The organism is Rhodococcus baikonurensis (genome assembly GCF_040489275.1).
GTDB lineage: Bacteria > Actinomycetota > Actinomycetes > Mycobacteriales > Mycobacteriaceae > Rhodococcus_F > Rhodococcus_F baikonurensis.
In genome coordinates, this window is sequence record NZ_JBEUOQ010000021.1 from 38019 (window position 1) to 56357 (window position 18339).

Sequence of the window (18339 nt, forward strand, 5' to 3'; positions counted from 1 at the left end):
GGCGGGCACACGCTCTAGTTGCCTGCGAACGCTTCGATCGGCGGGCAGGAGCAGACCAGGTTGCGGTCGCCGTGTGCACCGTCGATACGACGCACGGACGGCCACACCTTCGGGCGAGCCTTGCCGCGCGGGAAGACGGCGATCTCACGCGAGTACGGGTGATCCCACTGCGCTGCAATGCTTCCGGCGGTGTGGGGAGCACCCCGAAGCGGGTTGTCCTCCACCGTCCACTCGCCGGCGCCGACGCGATCGATTTCGCCGCGAATGGCAATCATCGCCTCGCAGAACTCGTCGATCTCTTCGAGGTTCTCGCTCTCGGTGGGCTCGACCATCAGTGTCCCGACCACGGGGAAGCTCATGGTCGGAGCGTGGAACCCGTAGTCCGCCAAACGCTTTGCGACGTCGTCGACGGTAACTCCGGTGTCCTTGGTCAACCCACGGAGGTCGAGGATGCACTCGTGCGCGACCATGCCGTTCTCACCGGTGTAGAGAACCGGGAAGTACTCGTCGAGTCGACGCGCGATGTAGTTTGCCGACGCGATGGCGGTCAGGCTGGCACGGCGAAGACCCTGCGCACCCATCATCCGAATGTAGGTCCAGGTGATGGGCAGGATGGATGCACTGCCGTACGGCGCTGCCGAGATCGTGCCTCTGCCACCGAGTTCGGGGGCCATCGGGTGACCGGGAAGGAACGGCGCGAGGTGTGAGCGCACACCGATCGGTCCGACGCCGGGTCCGCCGCCGCCGTGCGGGATGCAGAACGTCTTGTGCAGGTTCAGGTGGCTGACGTCGCCGCCGAATCGTCCCGGACGGGCAAGGCCGACAAGCGCGTTGAGGTTGGCGCCGTCAACGTACACCTGGCCGCCGGCGTCGTGTACCGCTGCGCAGATGTCGGAGATCTCGTGCTCGTAGACACCGTGGGTGGACGGGTAGGTGATCATGATCGCGGCGAGACGCTCGGCGTGATCGGCGATCTTCGCACGCAGATCGTCGACGTCGACGTCACCGTTGGGACGGCAGGCGACAACCTCGACGCGCATCCCGGCCATGACGGCGGACGCCGCGTTGGTGCCGTGAGCACTCGACGGGATGAGGCAGGTGTCGCGGTGGTCGTCGCCCCGACTGAGGTGGTAATTACGAATCGCGAGCAGGCCCGCGTACTCCCCCTGGCTGCCGGCGTTGGGCTGGAGGCTGACGTTGTCGTAGCCGGTGACCGCAACCAACCAGTCTTCGAGATCCTCGATGATCTTCAGCAGACCGGGCGCATCCGACGTCGGCGCGAACGGATGGATCGCGTTGAACGCAGGCCAGGTGATGGATTCCATCTCGGCGGTGGCGTTGAGCTTCATGGTGCACGAACCCAGCGGAATCATGCTGCGATCGAGCGCGATGTCCTTGTCGGAGAGCGCGCGCAGGTAGCGGAGCATTGCTGTTTCCGTACGGTAACGGGTGAAGGCTTCGTGCTGCAGGTAGTCGGAGGTGCGCTCCTGAGCAGCGGGAACCGCGTTGCCCTCTGCTTCGATAGCGACGACTGCGTCTTCGATACCGAACGCGTCGAGCACGGCGAGGACGTGATCGGCTGTGGTGGCCTCGTCGCACGAGATGCCGACATGATCCGCGTCGACCAGGCGCAGGTTGATCCCGGATTCCTTCGCCGCAGCGACGACGTCGGCCGCCTTGTCCGGAACCTGAGCCAGCACGGTGTCGAAGAACGAATCGTGGACTACGGTCACGCCACCCTCGCGCAGGCCGTTTGCCAATGCGTGTGCGCGGGCAGCGACGCGCAACGCAATCGCCTTGAGTCCCTCGGCGCCGTGGTAGCTCGCGTACATCGCTGCGAGGATGGCGAGGAGTACCTGCGCGGTACAGATGTTGGACGTCGCCTTTTCACGGCGAATGTGCTGCTCTCGTGTCTGCAGCGCCAGGCGGTATGCCTTGTCTCCGTCGGCGTCGATGGAGACGCCGACCAAGCGGCCGGGCAGCTGACGCGCGTGCTTCGAGTGCACCGCCAGGTAACCGGCGTGCGGTCCGCCGTAACCCATGGGAACACCGAAGCGCTGGGTGGTGCCGAAGCACGCGTCCGCACCGAGTTCACCCGGCGAGGTGATGAGCGTCATCGCAAGAAGGTCGGCGCCGACGGCAACCAAAGCGCCGCGCTCGTGAGCTTCCGCGATGATCGCGGTGTAGTCGACGACTCGTCCCGAGGCTCCGGGGATCTGGGCGATGACGCCGAAGAAGTCGCCTTCCGGAAGACCGGCAGTGAGGTCCGCGGAGACGATCTCGATGCCGAGCGGCTCGGCGCGTGTCTCGATGACGGCGAGTGTCTGCGGGTACAGATCCGCGTCGACGACAAATCGCGGAGACTTGCTGCGGTTCGCGCGACGCAGAAGCGTCATGGCTTCGGCAGCGGCGGTGGCCTCGTCGAGCATCGACGAGTTGGCCAGTTCCATGCCGGAGAGATCGGCAACCATGGTCTGGAAGTTGAGGAGGGCTTCGAGGCGGCCCTGGCTGATCTCGGGCTGGTACGGGGTGTACGCGGTGTACCAGGCCGGGTTTTCGATGATGTTGCGCAACAAGACCGGCGGCGTCAACGTGTCGAAGTAGCCGAGGCCGATCATCGACGTCGCGACGGTGTTCTGGGCTGCGAGTGCAGTCAGTTCGGCAAGTGCCTCGTGCTCTCCGACCGGAAGCGGCAGAGCGTCGAGTCCGGCCGCGATGCCGTTCGGGGCAGCGTCGAGGATGACGGAGGGAACGGCCTTGGTTGCCAGTTCGTCCAGAGAATCGACCCCGACAAGTTCGAGGATGCGCGCGAGTTCCGCGGCGTTCGGACCGACATGGCGGTCGGCAAATATACGGCTTGCAGCGTCGATCACGACAACTCCCAGACAGATCGGAGGATCAGGACACACACCGAACTGCGGTGTGTTCCTCCCCCTCTGTCGCATGCTCGATTCCCGAGCGCCTGAGAGATTCGGTAGTGATCCGCCGATTGACGGAAGCCACAGCCTTTCCCCGTCGGCGGGTGGGTTGTCCCACCGCTTTCCAGAGGCGTCGGAGCCCGTACGGTCCTTGGTGCCTGAGAGATTGACGGGGAGGTATTGCTCCTTCGGCGCCCTGATCCCGCTCACCACTGGGCTCTGCAACAAAGACTGCAGCAAAGACAAGTTCGGTGAATCGGTATCCGAGGCTCTCCCGTACGCCGGCGACGCAGGCCCAGTCTAGTTGACCGAGACGCCTACCTGCACCGTGGCATCCTCCAAAGAGATGTGACGTACGTTATCCGGTTTTGCGGCTGGCGCGATTCTTGCGTCGCGAAGCCAACTCGTCTTCCGGATTGGGATCACTTTCGCCGCCGTCAGCCCGCTCGGCGGGGAAGTCGGCGATCGTTCCGGTGAGTTCACGCATCGCGCCACTGACTGCGATGCCGAATACGCCCTGCCCACCCTGGAGGAGGTCGACGACCTCTTCGGGAGACGTGCATTCGTAGACGGTGGTGCCGTCGGAGAAGAGTGTGATGTTCGCGAGATCGCGCACGCCGCGCTTGCGCAGGTGGTCGACGGCAACGCGGATGTTCTGCAGTGAGATGCCGGTATCGAGTAGACGCTTGACGATTTTCAGGACGAGGATGTCCTTGAAGGAGTACAGACGCTGGCTACCTGATCCGGCAGCGCCACGGATGGACGGAACAACCAACGACGTTCGTGCCCAGTAGTCGAGTTGGCGGTACGTGATCCCAGCGATCTGGCACGCGCTGGGCACTCGATATCCGACGAGGTCGTCGGGGATGGAATCATCCGGGAACAGGCCCGGCTGCAGCTCTTCGGAAGACATTTCTGCAGTCGGCTCGGCACTATCGGCTATGCCCGTTCCGCGCTCATTCGACTGTTCTTCCACTGCCGTCTCCCTCTCGCTTCGCCATCATGTAACCAACCTGTGCTATCAGCAGTCACGAGAATCCCGTGCCGACCGAACTTTCAGATGTGAATCCAAGGCAGGTAATTCCATGAGTGGACTTACCCAGAGTACGCCTCGATCGACAAGGCGAGAAGATCTCCACCGCACGCAACGGTAAGACCACGAGGGTGCTCGGTCAACGCAACACGCCGACCGAGACTCAACCTCTACTTGAGAGTTGAAGACTAAAGCCTGATTACGGACAAACAGGACTAACCGTCAGTTGCCTTGAAGTCGTCCGGCGAGATGGTGTCGAGGAATTCCTTGAACTTCTCGACTTCGTCTTCGCGCTCGTCGGGAATGACCAGGCCGGCTTCGGCGAGAACGGCTTCCGACGCGAAAATCGGAACGCCGATGCGCAGTGCCAATGCAATCGAGTCCGACGGACGTGCCGAGACAGTAGTCTGCTCGTCGAAGACGAGATCCGCATAGAACGTGCCCTCTTGCAGGTCCACGATCCGTACTTCCTTGAGGCTCCGGCCGAAAGACTCGATCAAGATCTTGATCAGGTCGTGAGTCAGCGGCCGCGCCGGCTCGACTCCCTGTTGTTCGAGAACAATCGCGGTAGCTTCGGTTTGCCCGATCCAGATCGGCAGGTACCGATCGCCGTCGGACTCTCGCAGCAACAGGACCGGCTGATTCTGAGGCTGCTCGACACGAACTCCGATCACACGCATTTCGCCCATCGAGCTTGCCTCCAACCTGACGTGATCCAGCCGACCGGCTCCGATGCGGTCGTACTGAAATTCTATTCGAGTGTGCCCCGCTGATCGAGGAACTCAGCGATCGAGACTTCCCCGAACCGCCGATTTGACCAGACACGTGTGCAGAGTCAACGACAGCGCGGCCAGTTCCCGGACCATTTCCTCGGCGCGATCACGCGCTCCGGCGTCACGACCCTTGGCAACCGGTCCGGCGATCTGGGTCACCAGTCCCGCTTCGCGATCGGCAGCCAACTTGAACGCCCGTAGATGGCGAACCTCCAAGCCGTACTCGGACATCGCCTTCGCGGTGCGCGCCAATGTCACGGCGTCCTCGTCGAAGAAGCCTGCCGCGCCGGGAACGACCAAACCGGTGCGGATCAGATCGGTCAGAAACCGATCGTCGATGTCGGCGCGCGCGAGAAGATCCTGACGACCGACCCGAACTTCGCGATCGACTCGAAAAGCCTCGGGTGAGACATCGCCCGTAGCGATCGACAGGACGCGGGCACGACGAGGCGCAGGAACTTCTGCACTCACCGTCGCTGCGCCACTGTCGATCGCTTCGAGTTGTTCTTTGATCACTTTGAGCGGCAGGTACTGATCGCGTTGAGCGGTCAGCACGAAGCGAAGACGCTCGCAGTCCTCGACAGAGAATCTGCGGTATCCCGACGGTGTCCGTTGTGGGCTGATCAAGCCCTCGGACTCGAGGAAACGGATCTTCGAAATCGTCACATCGGGAAAATCTGGACGCAACCGATCCAGCACGGAACCAATCGACATTCCGGGCTGGCTCTGCTGCCGCACTGCCGTCATTAGCTACCCGCACCTGCTGACGACTCGCCGACCTGCGAACCACCGGCACGAGGGCCCGTGAGGAACACCAGACGGAACTTGCCGATCTGAACCTCGTCACCGTTCGCGAGAACTGCCGAATCGACAGGCTCACGGTTGACGTAGGTGCCGTTGAGGCTTCCGACGTCGACGACGTGGAAATCTGCATCTTCCTGACGGAACTCGGCGTGACGACGGCTGACGGTCACGTCGTCGAGGAAGATGTCGCTGTCCGGGTGTCGACCTGCCGACGTCGTCGGCTGATCGAGCAAGAAGCGGGATCCTGCATTCGGTCCCCGCTTGACCACCAGAAGTGCGGCTCCGGCGGGAAGGCCTTCCACGCCCGAAACCGGCTGCTCGGCGGCCGGTGCTGCAGAGGAGGTGTTGTCGAGCTCATTGAGGAAGTCCGCACGGAAAACCGAAGTGGTCTCCGCCGGCGACTCCCCATAGCCCGCGTCGTTACCGTTCTCGCTCACTGTTTCTCCTCCTGGGTCAATCATCCAGATCATGAATCACTGGACTACGCAGTGCACTTTCTTCACGAGCATCTTTCACAGTCACGTTCGATACGGCCCTGCGCCCCGACTCGGCACATGCGTACCTAACGACCGTACCCTGCGCAGACCGCCGTGTGCAGCGAGACAGGCCGCGACACAACACGAGTTGGCCAGTCCACGCGCAGGTTTTCTACTCGGACGTGAGCCCCTTGTATGCCTCCGCGTCCAGAGTTGCCGCCAGAGCGGCGTCGAGTGTGGCCTCGTCGGCAACCTCGAGCTCGACCAACCAACCCGTGTCGTACGGATCGGTGTTGACGAGGTCAGGCTGTCCGTCCAATTCACCGTTGGCTGCAAGAACTTTCGCAGTGAACGGAGCAAAGATGTCGGAGACGCTCTTGGTCGACTCGACCTCACCGAGCGATTCACCGGCGGTCACGTCCTCGTCGACAGCGGGAAGCTGGACGAACACGACGTCACCGAGCTGCGACTGAGCAAAGTCGGTGATACCGACTCGAACTGAGGTCGGGCCGGTTCGCTTCACCCACTCGTGCTCCGCGGTGTAGCGCAGATCGGTAGGTGTATCGAGCTCACTCACAGTGGCTTCCTTTCACAGGCCGTCCGAAAGTCGGACGCAAAAAGATCAATTTCCGGGTTGAGCGTATTGGCGCGGATTCAATTGTCGCAAGACGGAGATCGTGACCTGCTGCGATTGCTCGACGGACGACGTTCCGCCGTTGCGTGCGACATTGTCGAAGACGCCTCCGGGAATGTTCAACGCTGCCGCCAATGTCGGCGGATCCCCGATCGCGGTCACAGTGTACGGCTGCTCGATCCGGGTTCCGTCCAATTCGATCTCGCCGCCGCGCCCACTCACCCACGAGTTCACGCCGATACGAATGGGTTCGCCGTTCGCACCGGCAATCGAGATGGCCTCGGCACCGGCAGCACGCAGTTCCTGGATGAGATCGAGAATCACTTCCGATCCGACGCCGCCTGCTGGATCTGTCAGGGTCATCGTCACACCCGGTCCGGTAGCGGGAGCGGTCCCCACTTGAATGGAGAGCGAGGTCAGCCGCGCCCGCGCCTCGTCAAGCGCTGCTCCCGTGTTTCCGCCGGCTTCCAAAGTGGCAAGCGATTCCTGAAGATTCGCGACTTCCTGCCGCAGCGCGGCTTCGCGACGATTCAGGTTGTCGAGAACCACCAAGAGGTCTGCAGGGCGCGCGGCGTCGAGTGAATCTCCGGCCACTGTGCTGCGTACCTGTGTCGCAATCGCAACGCCGAGCACGCCCAGGAGCACGGCCGCGAGGATGGCGAAGACGACGTTGGTGCGGTGTTTCGACGGTGAACGCAACTCGTGACGACCTTCACCCGTGGTCGTGACGGTTGGTTCTTCGGGGTCAGTCGTGACGTGGTCGGACATGGCTCACGCTCCGAACAGTCGTCGTCGCAAGGCCGCTGCGTTCCCGAAGATCCGGATACCCAGTACGACGACGATTGCCGTCGAGAGTTGAGTACCCACACCCAACTGATCGCCGAGCCAGACGATCAACGACGCGACGAGCACGTTGAAGACGAAGGAGACCACGAACACCTTCGCGTCGAAGATCTCGTCCAGATACGCGCGAAGTCCGCCGAAGACGGCGTCGAGCGCTGCAACGACAGCGATCGGAAGATAGGGCTGGATGACGTCGGGCACCTGCGGGCTGAAAACAACGCCCAAGACGATACCGACGACCAGTGCTGCGAGTCCGTACAGGGCGGAACCGGCCTTCATCGAACTCCTTCTGTCACTTGGGCTCTGTGGGTTCTGTTGCCACCCGGACCGCGCGAGGCGTTGCAGGCGGCAGTGTCAACGAATCGTCCTCGGCCACCGCGAAACCGACTCCGTACAATTGCGAGACGCTCGACATTCTCACGTAGGCGTCGCTGACGACGAACTCTCTCTGCAGCGCGCGCGTGTCGCCGATCGCCTCGACGCGGTACGGCGAGAAGACAGGTTGGTTGTCGACGAGCATCGCGCCGCCCGCCTGACGGATGGTCACCGTCGGCCCGATTCGCACGCCGCCGACGGCAATTGCCTCCGCTCCGCCCGCCCACAGGGCGTTGACGACGGTCTGCAGATCGCGATCGAGGACAACGGTCTTACCGCCGACGCTGCGCTGGGACGCGTCGGTGAGGTTCGGGCGTCCGGCCGGGTCCGTCAGGGTCACGACCAGACCTTCCCCGTGAACAGCTTCGGCTCCTGCACCGGATTCGACCGCTCGCAGTTGATCGAGGACCGCGCTGCCGCGTGCATCGCCTTCGAGCGCCACGCCGCGCGCGGCATCCACGTCACCGCCGAGTGAATCGCGGGACGCGGCCAGCGAATCGATACGATCCTCGGCGTCACGGACCTTGGCCACCAACTCGCTTCGAACCTCCTCGGTACCGGTCACCTGTTTGGTGGCCTGCACTGCGGACACCGTGACGATGAACCCGATCAACAGTGCGCCGAGAGCCAGCCACGGCCCGGTTTTCGAGGATCTGTTCTTGGTGTGCTCGTGTTGACGTTCGAATGCCGTTGCTTCGTAGCCCGGATCGAGATGTTCGGTCATGAGCGACCGAAGCAGCGACGGTACCGGGTTACGACGGACGTCCTCCCCGGTCGACTTCATCGGGGCACGACCTCGTGTGTTCGCGCCACGTCGACGGCCTTGAGCACGTAGATCACGGCAGTCCACACGTACAGGACGGTTCCCCAGATCAGGAAAGCGAAACCGAAGGCATGGGTGAACGGTCCGATGGCCCAGTCTCCGTGTCCGGCAAGAATCAACGGCAGCGCGAACATCAGCAGGAAGGTCGCGGCCTTACCGAGATAGACGACCTCGGGCGGCGGCAGTCCACGCCGCCGGTAGATCGGCAACGTCAACGCGAGTAGAAGATCACGTCCGATCAATATCGCCGCGACCCACCATGGAATGAAATCGCGGGCGACGAAGGTGACGAGTGTCGTGACGACGTAGAGACGGTCGACGAGCGGGTCGAGAAGCGCTCCCAGACGGGAGGTTTGTCCGAGCACTCTGGCCAACTTGCCGTCGAGCCAGTCGGTGAACCCGCTGAGCATCAACAGTGCCAATGCCCAGCCGTCCGAGTGCGTGACGAGCAGAAGATAGGCGAACAGCGGCAGAGCGAGTAGACGCACGATACTGAGCACGTTGGGAACAGTGAGAATCCGATCCGTGGGGACCAGTTCTTGTTCGCCAGAGTTCACTGCACACACCTCGCGTCGTTCGATTGCCGTGCGGCCAGCTTTCCACAGCACGACGGACTATTCGCCGAGGCGCCGTAGCCCGAACTGTCCCGAGCGTGTCGAGCTGGTCTTATCGCCAGGCGAACACCGGTTGCTCGAGGTTGTCGATGCGCGTGGTCCGTCCGTTCAGAACTTCGCGGAACTGATAGATGACGGCTCCGGTCGGCGCATGGATCAAGCTCGTTCGGAACGGCCATTGAATCACCGGGTTCGGTGACTCCTCGATGGTGACGAATCGCGAGTCCACGTCGAGCTCTTCCGACGTCACGGCATACACCTGGGCCACCTCGTCGGGATTGGGTACCAGTCCCCCGATGTCCTCACCGGACCAGACGACGAACGGTCGGATCACAAATCCCGAACGGGTGACGTAGTCGTCGAGCCGGCCGATGATGTTCGACTCAGGGACGTCGACGCCCAACTCTTCGGACAGTTCCCGAACCGCTGCTTGTTCGGACGACTCGCCCGGGTCGACGCTTCCGCCCGGCAACGCGAACTGACCGGGGTGGGCGCGCATCTTGCTCGGCCGCTTCGTCACCGGGAACACCGGTGTTCCGTCCGCAGTCCGCATGACGACGATGACCACCGACGCCGAGCGCCTTCCGTCCAGTTCGACCGACCGAGGTTCGAAGGCGGCTAGTGAGGCGACCACGTGGTCCCGATTCAGTAAATCTCCGTTCACCATGGCTCGACACTAGCGCCACGAGACTGAGACCCCCAGCCAGTCTGGTCCATTTTGACCGCTTCGCCTGATTATCGGTCTGTATTCCTGTCATGCTGAACAGGCAGAATCCACCGAGCGGCATGGCGAGAAGAGAACGTCGATGGCTGAGCAGTCCCAGACCCCCACCCCGCAGACCGACCAGAGCGCGCCGGGCGCGCCGAATCGGGCCTCCCACTTCGCCTCCGAAGCGCTCAGTGTCCTGCGGCGCGTGCCGTTCACCGCGATCGTCGTGCTCACCATCACCGTCGTCGGGATCGCCACCGGTGCGTTGTGGAATCACGTCCGTACCTACTCGTGGTTCGACGACATCGCCTACGGAGTCCCTGCCTTGCAGGAAGGCAAGTGGTGGACTCTCGTCACGGGGTGGTTCTTCGGATTGACGCCAGGTCAGTATGTTTCGATCATCGTCGTCTTCGCCTTCGCGGTCGGCTGGTGCGAGTGGCGCCTGGGCACCAAGAACGCGGCCATCGTCACGATCAGCGGTCAGTTGGCGGGCGAACTGGGTGCATCGCTCCTCCTCTGGGCCGGCAGCCACACCGACTGGGATTGGGCCCGCAACCTCGCCACCCACCGCGACGTCGGTGTCACCACCGCCATCATCGCCGCACTCGCCGCAACCACCGCAACTCTGCGCTCACCCTGGCGAATGCGAGTGCGCGCCATCCTGTGTGCGTACATCGCCATCGCATTTCTCTTCGAAGGCCGCCTCGCCGACGTACAGCACCTCATCGCGGTCGCGATCTTCCTCCCGGTGGGCGAGAAGTTCTTCGGCGACGGAGAGCGTGGGTTCATCCCCCGAACCCGACGTGAGATCCGTCTGCTCGGATTCATCGGCCTGCTCCTGATCGGCGTGGTCGAGATCGCCGTCTGGTTGTTCCCCGGAAGCGGACCGTTCGGGCCGACGGAAGCCGAAACCGGTTCGGGCTGGACCGCATTGGTCGACGTGATCATCGTTGCCCTGATCGCGGATCAGTTGCGACGAGGTCGCCGCTGGGCCTGGTGGGTTGCTGTGGTCTTCGGTTCTCTGACGGTTTTGGCCACCGCCCTCGTCCTCGGTTCGGTCATCTTCTTCGACTACGAAAGCGCCGGCGCCGTCACGGTCGGTACCGCGCTGCTCTGGCTTCTCGAACTCATCTTGTTGATCAAGGGCCGTCACGCTTTTCACGTGCCGATGCGGCGCAAGATTCGAGGCGGGCCGCTGTCCGGGAACGATCCTCGCGCCGCTGCTCGGGAACTGCTCAAACAGCACGGCGGCGGAACCATGTCGTGGATGACGACGTGGGACGGCAACAATTACTACTTCGGTGAGTCGGGTGAGAGCGTCGTTGCATTCCAACGACATGTCGGTGTCGTCGTCGTTCTGGCCGATCCGATAGCGAGCCCCGACAGGCTTGCCGCGGCGGTCGACGAATTCACGACGATGTCCGAAGCCAACGGCCTCACTCCTTGCCTGTTCTCCGTAGGAAGGGAGACGGCCGATGCCGCCACACGGCGCGGGTGGCGCACCGTTCAGGTCGCCGAGGACACGATCGTCGACCTGCCGGAATTGCAGTTCACCGGGAAGTCCTGGCAGGACATCCGCTCGGCGCTCAACAAGGCGAAAAAGGACGACATCACCTTCCGGATGACAACACTGGCAGACGAACCGTTCTCCGTGTTGGCTCAGGTACGCGCCATCTCGGAGGAATGGGTGGGCGACAAGGGACTACCCGAGATGGGGTTCACTCTCGGCAGCGTCGAGGAGGCGCTCGATCGCGACGTCCGGGTCGGCTTGGCCGTCGACCCGACGGGAAGCATTCACGGCGTCACCTCGTGGTTGCCGGTGTACGGCGAGGGCGGCGTCGTCCGGGGTTGGACGCTCGACGTCATGCGTCGACGCCCGGACGGGTTCCGCCCCGTGGTCGAATTCCTCATCGCATCGTCGGCTCTCGAATTCAAAGAACAAGGTGCCCAATTCGTCTCACTGTCCGGAGCACCACTCGCCCGCAGCGACGACGGCGCCGACGCCGCATCGATGGACCGCCTGCTGGACATGCTCGGAGCCGCGATGGAACCGCTGTACGGCTTCCGGTCTCTTCACGCGTTCAAGAAGAAGTTCAAGCCGAGGTACGAACCCGTTTTCCTGTGTTTCCGCGACGAGGCCGACCTGCCTCGGATCGGAATCGCACTGACGCGTGCCTACCTGCCCGACGCAACGGCTCCTCAGCTGATCAAGCTCGCCACCAGCAAGAGTTGACGCCGTGCGGTCCTGGTTCGAGCACACGGTCGTCGACACCGGCAGGCTCCCGCTGTTCTTCCTCCTACTCGCCTTTGTCCTGACGTTCCTGTTCATCCGCTTCAGCGTCCGGATGATCCGGGCCGAGGTCTCGTGGTGGCCAGGCAATGTCACGCCCGGTGGAATGCACATCCACCACATGGTTTTCGGTTTGATGATGATGCTCGTGTCCGGCTTCGCCTTCATCGCTCTGGCCGACTATCACACCCCGATCGCCAATTGTGTTCTCGCGTCGGTGTTCGGCATCGGCAGCGCGTTGGTCCTCGACGAGTACGCGCTCGTGTTGCATCTGCGCGATGTCTACTGGGCCGAGGAAGGTCGCTCGTCCATCGACGCAGTGTTCGTTGCCATCGCGATCTCGTTCCTTTTCCTTCTCGGGGTCCACCCGATCGGGTTCGCGGGAGAGTTCGACCCGTACGAGCAGGACCGCAGCCTGGCGACGTTGATCGGCGTTGTCGTCGCGATCGTGATCCAACTCGGACTCGCCGTGATCACGTTGATGAAGGGCAAACTCTGGACCGGCCTGATCGGGCTGTTCTTCACCCCACTTCTGTTGATCGGAGCAATTCGGTTGAGTCGCCCGGGTGCGCCGTGGGCGCGCTCGCGTTACCGCGACAAGCCGGCGAAGATGAGCCGGGCAGTGGCCCGTGAACAGCGTTATCGCGAGCCGATGATCCACGCGAAGATCTACGTTCAGGAAACGGTGTCGGGAAGTTTCGGTTCCACTCCCCCGCCCCCACCACCGCTCCCCGTCGTCGACACCGCAACCCCCACGTCGAAGGTCGGATTGTCGCGGCGGCTCTCGGACAGAATTCGCTGGCGTCGAACTCGCCGACGACTACGAACAGTCCCGGTCTGGCGTCTCCCCGTGATCCTCGTCGTCCTGTCCGTCGTCACCGCGAACATCCTCGTCGGGATCGACGGAGACCTGGTCAGCGACGGCGACGTCGGTACCATTTCCGAGGGCGTCGACGCCGGGGCCACCGCGACGCTGCTCAGCGTCATCGCCGGCGGGATGATCACTCTCACCGGTCTGGTGTTCACCGCCATCACCCTCGCAATGCAGTTCGGCGCCTCGCAGATTTCGGTGCGGGTGGTCCCGATGCTTGCGCAACAGCGAGTGATGCGGTGGTCGATCGGCATGTTTCTGGCCACGTTCGTCTTCTCCTTGATCATTGCGCTCGATCTGGCGCTCGATTCGGAGAATTCCTCACCGACCATCTCCACGGCGATCGCACTGCTTCTGGCATTGGCCAGTGCGATCCTGTTCATCGCGTTGGTGGCGAAGGTCGGGTCGATTCTCAATTCCAGTCGGTTGCTGCGTTGGATAGCGGCCCAGGGCCGGAGCGCGACGATTCGTGCCTATCCGCTGTACGAGGACCTGCCCTCTGGCGCACCGAAACCCAGTCAGCCGCTCCCCCTACCCCAACCGCGCGAGTCCGAGAACTCCGAGAGCGCCGACGCACTGGTGATTCGCCTGCGCCACCTCTCACCCGACGGCCGGATTCTGCTGGCGATCGACCTCGCACGACTGCAGCGGTTGGCCGGCCGCTGGGACGTCTCGGTCGAAGTCGTCCCCAGCATCGGCGAGTTCGTCGCCCAGAACGCGCCCCTCTTCGAGGTACGCGGACCCTCGCTGAAGGTACGCCCGGACACTTTGATGTCGTGCTTGATCTTCGGTGACACGCACAGCCCGGTCGTCAGCCCCGGTGCAGCGCTTCAGTCGATCGTGGACATCGCGCTCAAGGCACTGTCACCCGCCATCAACGACCCGGGCCGAGCCGTCCAGGCTCTCGACCACATCGAAGATCTTCTGGTACTTCTCGCCCCGCGGGTCCGCTTCGACACGTCAACCTCGGATCTCACGCTGATCCGAGGGCAGCAACGCACCTGGACCGATTACGTGTCCGTCGCCACCGACGAGATCCGGCACTTCAGTACCAATTCCGCGCAGGTCCAGCGTCGTCTGCGCGCGGTATTCGCGACCTTGCTCGAAGCCTGCCCGCCGGACCAGCACCCTCCGCTACTCGAGCGCGTCGACGCACTCGATGCGCAATTGACCCGAGAATGGACCGGCGCACTCGACCTTCGGCTCGCGAGTGTGGCGGATCCGCAGGGATTGGGCTCCGAAGCCGGGGCGACCGGAAGAATTCACCCGCTGATCATCGGGTCTTCGGAACTTCCGGACGATCGTTCATCCGGGCAGACCGAGTCGCGTTCCCAGCCAACCTAATTGACTCGCCAATCCAGCCGACCACACCTGGAAGCTGTGCCCTCCGTCGACCTCGGCGTACTGGACGTCCATCCCTGCGGCCTTTGCGGCTTCGTAGAGCGTTTGAAGACCTGGGCGGTAGTCGTTGTCCTGTTTGCCGACCACGAACACCCCGGCGCTGTCGGGGAACTTCTTCTCCCGGAGCAGATCCTGCGGATTCACTGCCACGAACGCGGCGTCATTGCCGCCGAACGCTGCATCGACCGTCTGCTTGCGATCGCCGAGTGTGGGTTCGATCTGACCGGACAGATCCAGGAACGTCGGATATACCGCGGGGAAGTTCGTTGCCATCTGGAACGCGCAGGTGCCGCCGTAGGAAAGTCCCCCGATCGCCCACTTCCTCGGGTCGGGATCCACCTGGAGGTTCCCGCGCACCCAGTCGGGAACATCGCGCGAAAGGTACGTCGCGACGTTCCCGAGTTGGGAATCGACGCAGAGCGGATTCGCCAGTTCCGACCCGGTCCCGTCAGCAACGACGACAACGGGAGCCAAGCCCGAATGCGCAGCGGCGTAGGTGTCCATGGTCTGGACGAGACGTCCGCCCTGTAGCCAGTCCTCGGGCGCGCCTGGTTGGCCGGCTAGCAGGACCAACACGGGCAACTCCGGTCGTGGGTTGGTGAAATACGCGGGCGGTAGTAAGATCTCGGCGTCGCGGGCGCTGAATCCGGAGACCGTCCCCGCAATCGTGACCGTGCTGACCTTGCCCGCCGACGGCATGTCCGTGGGAGCCTTCCATTGCGAAACCGGTACCGCCCCGTCCTTGCCGTCGTCCAGGTCTGCGAGTGAAACCTTCTCCGCGTCCGAGAGTCCCAGCGCTGTTCCCAACGTCGGATACGACTGGAACTGCAGATTCACGTGAGCCGCGCTCGACACGACCACCAGGAGCACGGAGACCACGGTGAGCACGCGACCGTCGATCCGCGTCGCCGCAAATACCCGCGAAACACCCAGCAGCACGCCGAGAATGCCCAACCCGATCCACACGTAGACCGGACGGGCAATCGGATCGGGGAACGGGTGCCACACCTTCTCGATCAGCCAGTACAGCACGAGAGTGATCGCGATTGCCGCGACGATGCAGACCGGAATCGAGATCAGGACGTGACGCCTCGATCTCGAGAAGATCAGCCACAGAAGTGCCAGAATTCCGAGCACCGTCACCACGGGCGGAACCGGGCCCGTGACCAGCGACAGATCCGTGATCGTGTGCACGTCGTCTCCCGTCGCAGCCCTGTTTAGACAATATCCAAGAACAGGACATTTCGGAGCTGATGGCGTCAGATCACCGCGTTCGACGCCTGGGCACGTAGGTCTCGGGCCAGGTGATCCCGACGCTCGAGAACAAGCCTCCGCAGCGACGCGGGCGCCTCCGCATTGGCCTGGATCCAGGAATCGACAGCAGAGGTGTCTTCAGCTGCCGGGAAGAGTCCGTTCACCAACCGTCGGGCGATCTCGATGCTGCGTTCGGACCACCACTTCCCCAGGGACGAGAAGTACTCTGCCGCATATCCCTCGATCAACGACGGGTCCGTGCCCGAACGGAATCCGGCGATCGTCGCATCCAGGCGGTCGTTCGAGAGTGAGCCGTCAGTGGTCGCCGACGCCCAGGCAGCCGCCTTGGTCTCGGCATCGGGAATCGACGCCGCGGCGCGGACGTACGCCGTTCGACCCGCTGACGTGCTGTCCTTGCTCAGCTCACCGTCGAAGTCGCTCACACTCGCATGGCCGGTCGCCGACAGGGCGATCCACAATGCCCACCGCAGATCAGGATCGAGAGCCAGTCCGACCGGCCCCGGGCAGGTGCCGTCGAGTATCGACCGCACCTCGTCGGCGCGAGCATCGTTGACCGCTGCAGCGGCCGACAGAGCCCGTGCCCATGCCAGCTGTCTTCCGGACTCCGGTTCGGCTTCGAACACCGCCTTCCAGGTCGTTTCCAACCAGCCTGCACTTACATTGGGCCGCAAGCTTTTCGGAACGTAGTGAAGAACCGCGTATTGGGCATCGGTCAGGATCGAGCTGAGAATCGCAAGATCTGTCTCCGCGGGAGCGAATCGTTCCACCATGTCGAGGTACCGGAACACCGAGAGCTGCGCATCACGCACCGAGTTCCACAGCGACGACCAGATCACCCCGCGCGCAAGCGGATCGCTCACGCGGTCCAGGGATGCCTCGACAGTGGACAGAGATTCCGCGTCCAATCGCACCTTGGCGTAGGTGAGGTCTTCGTCGTTGAGCAGTGTGAGTGCTCCGGGCGGAAGGTCGACCGACGTGCGTGATTCGGTGATGTCGAGTTCGACGCGTTCGGTGCGAACAAGGTCTCCGGACTCGTTGTAGTCGTAGATTCCGACTGCGAGCCGATGCGGCCTCGGGTCCGTCTGGACCAGGTCTGTTCCGTCGAGCGACAGCGTGGACACTCCGGTGGTCTGCAACCAGATTCGGGCCCATTCGCGCACATCACGTCCGGAAGTCTCCGCGAGCACGTCGAGCAGATCAACCAGCGTGGTGTTCCCGAAGGCGTGGGCCTTGAAGTACCGTCGTGCCGCTTCGAAGAACGCGTCACGGCCGACGAACGCCACGAGTTGCTTGAGGACACTGGCGCCCTTGGCGTAGGTGATTCCGTCGAAGTTCAGCTTCGCAGCTTCGAGATCGACGATGTCGGCGACGATAGGATGCGTGGTCGGCAGCTGATCTTGGAGGTACGCCCACGCTTTTCGCTTGATGGCAAATGCTACCCAGGCATCGGTGAAGCGAGTAGCTTCGGCGCTGACCAGCGATCCCATGAAGTCGGCGAAGGATTCCTTGAGCCACAAGTCGTCCCACCAGACCATGGTCACGAGATCGCCGAACCACATGTGCGCCATTTCGTGCAGGATCGTGTTGGCGCGGCGCTGATGCTGCTCGTCGGTTGCGGAGCCGCGGAACACGTATGCCTCGGTGAAGGTCACCAGTCCCGGGTTCTCCATGGCGCCGAGGTTGTACTCGGGGACAAAGATCTGGTCGTACTTGCCGAACGGATACGGGTAGTCGAAGTACTCGGCGTAGAAGTCCAACCCCTGACTGGTGATGTCGAAAACGTTGTCCGCATCGAGGTGTGGAGCCAACGACGCCCGGCACAGCGCACCCAACTCGACAGTGAGTTCGCCGCGACTCCACGACGACGCCACGCGGTGATACGGCCCGGCCGCGATCGCGGTGATGTAGGTCGAGATCGGCAGCGTCGGGGCGAAAGTGACGCGTTGTGCACCGTCCACGGAGAGAGTCTGGGTCGCGGGCTGATTCGACAGGACTTCCCAGCCGTCAGGTGCTGTCACCTCGAATGTGAAGGGCGCCTTGAGGTCCGGCTGCTCGAAGCAGGCGAAAACACGCCTGGCATCGGCAGGCTCGTATTGCGTGTACAGATACGTCTGATCGTCAGCGTCGTCGACAAATCGGTGCAGCCCTTCACCGGAACGGCTGTAGTTGCCGTGAGCTGCCACCCGAACGACGTTCGATCCGCCGAGTCCGCGCAGCCCGATCCGGGATCCGTCGTACTCCACCGGAATCGACGCACCGTCGACGTCCACGGAATCGACTGCAGCACCGATGAAATCGAGCCACGTGGACTCCACCGAGGACGTCAGATCAATTGTCGTGACCGTCGAAAAGGTCTTCACGGCGGAGTCGACCGCCGATCGCAGATCCAACTCCACCCGGTAACCGGCGACGGAGATGGCTCGAGATCGTTCGGCGACTTCGCTTCGATTCAGGTTCGCAGTACTCACGCACTCGATCCTGCCAGGCCGCGCGCGGCGAT

15 protein-coding genes and 1 riboswitch are annotated in these 18339 nt (G+C 63.1%); of the genes, 2 read left to right on the top strand and 13 right to left on the bottom strand.

The genetic code is table 11. From position 1 onward, the window contains the following. Nucleotides 1-14 precede the first annotated feature (14 nt). The 11 genes from gcvP to ABWI03_RS30125 form a co-directional block, all read right to left on the bottom strand. Nucleotides 15-2873, bottom strand: coding sequence for an aminomethyl-transferring glycine dehydrogenase (gcvP, locus tag ABWI03_RS30075; RefSeq protein WP_298785123.1), 2859 nt, complete (start codon nucleotides 2871-2873; stop codon nucleotides 15-17). Between the two features lie 53 nt (nucleotides 2874-2926). Further along, nucleotides 2927-3056: riboswitch (glycine riboswitch) on the bottom strand. A 220-nt stretch (nucleotides 3057-3276) separates the two neighbouring features. Continuing rightward, a complete protein-coding gene (locus ABWI03_RS30080) occupies nucleotides 3277-3831 on the bottom strand; it encodes a MerR family transcriptional regulator (RefSeq protein ID WP_021344354.1) in 555 nt (184 codons plus the stop codon). A gap of 335 nt (nucleotides 3832-4166) precedes the next feature. Continuing rightward, nucleotides 4167-4640 carry a bifunctional nuclease family protein gene (locus ABWI03_RS30085; protein ID WP_003946194.1) on the bottom strand — a complete coding sequence of 158 codons (474 nt, stop codon included), beginning with the start codon at nucleotides 4638-4640 and terminating at the stop codon, nucleotides 4167-4169. 93 nt (nucleotides 4641-4733) lie between these two features. Further along, nucleotides 4734-5471 carry a transcriptional regulator FtsR gene (gene ftsR / locus ABWI03_RS30090; RefSeq protein ID WP_003946161.1) on the bottom strand — a complete coding sequence of 246 codons (738 nt, stop codon included), beginning with the start codon at nucleotides 5469-5471 and terminating at the stop codon, nucleotides 4734-4736. Further along, the gene (gene garA, locus ABWI03_RS30095; RefSeq protein ID WP_003946166.1) at nucleotides 5471-5965 is read right to left on the bottom strand and encodes a glycogen accumulation regulator GarA; all 495 of its coding nucleotides are present in this window, start codon (nucleotides 5963-5965) and stop codon (nucleotides 5471-5473) included. The genes ftsR and garA overlap by 1 nt, the downstream gene beginning before the upstream one ends. 211 nt (nucleotides 5966-6176) lie before the next feature. Beyond that, a complete protein-coding gene (gcvH, locus tag ABWI03_RS30100; protein ID WP_003946160.1) occupies nucleotides 6177-6581 on the bottom strand; it encodes a glycine cleavage system protein GcvH in 405 nt (134 codons plus the stop codon). Between the two features lie 45 nt (nucleotides 6582-6626). Next, complete coding sequence (locus ABWI03_RS30105) at nucleotides 6627-7406, bottom strand: DUF881 domain-containing protein (protein ID WP_298784977.1); 780 nt, start codon at nucleotides 7404-7406, stop codon at nucleotides 6627-6629. Nucleotides 7407-7409: 3 nt separating this feature from the next. Then, on the bottom strand, nucleotides 7410-7760 hold the full coding sequence (locus tag ABWI03_RS30110) for a small basic family protein (RefSeq protein WP_003946178.1): 351 nt from the start codon (nucleotides 7758-7760) through the stop codon (nucleotides 7410-7412). Between the two features lie 13 nt (nucleotides 7761-7773). Beyond that, nucleotides 7774-8640 carry a DUF881 domain-containing protein gene (locus tag ABWI03_RS30115; RefSeq protein ID WP_095970050.1) on the bottom strand — a complete coding sequence of 289 codons (867 nt, stop codon included), beginning with the start codon at nucleotides 8638-8640 and terminating at the stop codon, nucleotides 7774-7776. Continuing rightward, the gene (locus ABWI03_RS30120; RefSeq protein ID WP_166810130.1) at nucleotides 8637-9236 is read right to left on the bottom strand and encodes a CDP-alcohol phosphatidyltransferase family protein; all 600 of its coding nucleotides are present in this window, start codon (nucleotides 9234-9236) and stop codon (nucleotides 8637-8639) included. Before ABWI03_RS30120 ends, ABWI03_RS30115 begins: the two co-directional genes overlap by 4 nt. A gap of 109 nt (nucleotides 9237-9345) precedes the next feature. After that, nucleotides 9346-9960, bottom strand: a complete 615-nt coding sequence (locus ABWI03_RS30125; RefSeq protein ID WP_166810129.1) for an NUDIX hydrolase — start codon at nucleotides 9958-9960, stop codon at nucleotides 9346-9348. A gap of 139 nt (nucleotides 9961-10099) precedes the next feature. Between ABWI03_RS30125 and ABWI03_RS30130 the strand changes: the two genes are divergently transcribed. After that, complete coding sequence (locus ABWI03_RS30130; protein WP_298784860.1) at nucleotides 10100-12235, top strand: bifunctional lysylphosphatidylglycerol flippase/synthetase MprF; 2136 nt, start codon at nucleotides 10100-10102, stop codon at nucleotides 12233-12235. Between the two features lie 4 nt (nucleotides 12236-12239). Continuing rightward, nucleotides 12240-14507 carry a DUF2254 family protein gene (locus ABWI03_RS30135; protein ID WP_118603852.1) on the top strand — a complete coding sequence of 756 codons (2268 nt, stop codon included), beginning with the start codon at nucleotides 12240-12242 and terminating at the stop codon, nucleotides 14505-14507. Here ABWI03_RS30135 and ABWI03_RS30140 read toward each other — a convergent pair. Both ABWI03_RS30140 and pepN read right to left on the bottom strand, forming a co-directional pair. Continuing rightward, nucleotides 14469-15758 carry an alpha/beta hydrolase gene (locus tag ABWI03_RS30140; RefSeq protein WP_298784824.1) on the bottom strand — a complete coding sequence of 430 codons (1290 nt, stop codon included), beginning with the start codon at nucleotides 15756-15758 and terminating at the stop codon, nucleotides 14469-14471. The two genes, ABWI03_RS30135 and ABWI03_RS30140, sit on opposite strands and share 39 nt — an antisense overlap. A 65-nt stretch (nucleotides 15759-15823) precedes the next feature. After that, complete coding sequence (pepN, locus tag ABWI03_RS30145; protein ID WP_298784791.1) at nucleotides 15824-18307, bottom strand: aminopeptidase N; 2484 nt, start codon at nucleotides 18305-18307, stop codon at nucleotides 15824-15826. Nucleotides 18308-18339: the final 32 nt, after the last annotated feature.

What these genes read in the sequence shown, in the direction of transcription:
- ABWI03_RS30110 (WP_003946178.1), bottom strand. Translation starts at nt 7,760, where the DNA reads ATGAAGGCCGGTTCCGCCCTGTACGGACTCGCAGCACTGGTCGTCGGT.
- ABWI03_RS30125 (WP_166810129.1), bottom strand. Translation starts at nt 9,960, where the DNA reads ATGGTGAACGGAGATTTACTGAATCGGGACCACGTGGTCGCCTCACTA.
- ABWI03_RS30105 (WP_298784977.1), bottom strand. Translation starts at nt 7,406, where the DNA reads ATGTCCGACCACGTCACGACTGACCCCGAAGAACCAACCGTCACGACC.
- ABWI03_RS30080 (WP_021344354.1), bottom strand. Translation starts at nt 3,831, where the DNA reads ATGTCTTCCGAAGAGCTGCAGCCGGGCCTGTTCCCGGATGATTCCATC.
- ABWI03_RS30085 (WP_003946194.1), bottom strand. Translation starts at nt 4,640, where the DNA reads ATGGGCGAAATGCGTGTGATCGGAGTTCGTGTCGAGCAGCCTCAGAAT.
- ABWI03_RS30130 (WP_298784860.1), top strand. Translation starts at nt 10,100, where the DNA reads ATGGCTGAGCAGTCCCAGACCCCCACCCCGCAGACCGACCAGAGCGCG.
- ftsR (WP_003946161.1), bottom strand. Translation starts at nt 5,471, where the DNA reads ATGACGGCAGTGCGGCAGCAGAGCCAGCCCGGAATGTCGATTGGTTCC.
- ABWI03_RS30115 (WP_095970050.1), bottom strand. Translation starts at nt 8,640, where the DNA reads ATGAAGTCGACCGGGGAGGACGTCCGTCGTAACCCGGTACCGTCGCTG.